This window comes from Paraburkholderia sp. SIMBA_030 (assembly GCF_046535245.1).
GTDB lineage: Bacteria > Pseudomonadota > Gammaproteobacteria > Burkholderiales > Burkholderiaceae > Paraburkholderia.
On sequence record NZ_JAWRXB010001525.1, the window covers coordinates 1 to 240 of the forward strand.

A 240-nucleotide genomic window follows, 5' to 3' on the forward strand; every position below is an offset into this window, starting at 1 on the left:
GGTTTTCCGCCTGGAACAGCAAGGCGAGCGGCAGGTTGATGCCCAGCTCAACCTGCAGGCGAGCCATCACCTGGGTCGCCAGCAAGGAGTGGCCACCCAACTCAAAGAAGTTGTCGTAAAGGCCCACGTTGTCCAGCTTCAGCACATCGGCCCAGATCGCCGCAATCCGCTGCTCCAATGCACTTTGCGGCGCAGTGAACTGGCCCTGCAGCAGGCTGGCATCCGGTTGCGGCAGCGCCT

General features: G+C 62.5%; 1 protein-coding gene. It reads right to left on the minus strand.

The window, feature by feature from the left end; genetic code table 11:
- A partial coding sequence (locus SB772_RS45110; RefSeq protein ID WP_410839163.1) for a phosphopantetheine-binding protein occupies nt 1-240 on the minus strand: 240 nt, incomplete at both ends.